Raw genomic sequence first — 699 nt, forward strand, 5'->3', positions numbered from 1 at the left:
ATCTTACACTTCGCAGGATATGCACTAGTTATTTGAATTAATTAATTGAGCGTACAATCCATTTTCGTTTACAAGCTGTGAATGAGAGCCAGTTTGTACAATAGTTCCATCGTTTACTACAAAAATAATTGCAGCATTCTGAATGGTTGATAATCGATGTGCAACAATGATTGTTGACATTCCACCTCTGCTTGAATCAAGATTTTCTTGTATTTTTCGTTCAGTTTCGTAATCCAGTGCAGATGTAGCTTCATCAAGCATAAGTATATCGGGATTTTTACAAAGTGCTCGTGCTAAAGCTAATCTTTGTCTTTGTCCCCCTGATAATGAGGTTCCCCTTTCTCCTATTACTGTCTCAAATTTCTCTGGAAGTGAAATAATAAAATCATATATCTCTGATATTTTACATGCATTTTCTAAGTCATGAATATTAACATTACTATTCCCCAAAACCATATTATTCCAAATTGTATCATTCATAAAAAAGGAGTCCTGGGAAACTAGAGTTACTTTATCTAACCAGCTCTTTTCTGGAAATTCTTGCATATCACTTTTATTTATCTTTATTGTTCCTTCTGACGGAGATACCAATGTTGCTAATGTCTTTAAAATCGTTGATTTCCCGCTTCCGCTGGGTCCGACTATAGCAATTTTCTTACCTAGAGGAATTGTCATATTAACTCGTTTTAAAATGTACTG

Annotated in this window: 1 protein-coding gene; it reads right to left on the minus strand. The window is 34.2% G+C overall.

What is annotated here, in order from left to right:
* Positions 1 to 24: 24 nt before the first annotated feature.
* Positions 25 to 699: ABC transporter ATP-binding protein (locus A3842_RS12975; protein WP_143186267.1), on the minus strand; the 675-nt coding region annotated here is incomplete at its 5' end.

Origin of the sequence: Paenibacillus sp. P3E (genome assembly GCF_001909045.1) — a bacterium.
Classification (GTDB): Bacteria; Bacillota; Bacilli; order Paenibacillales; family Paenibacillaceae; genus Paenibacillus_AQ; species Paenibacillus_AQ helianthi.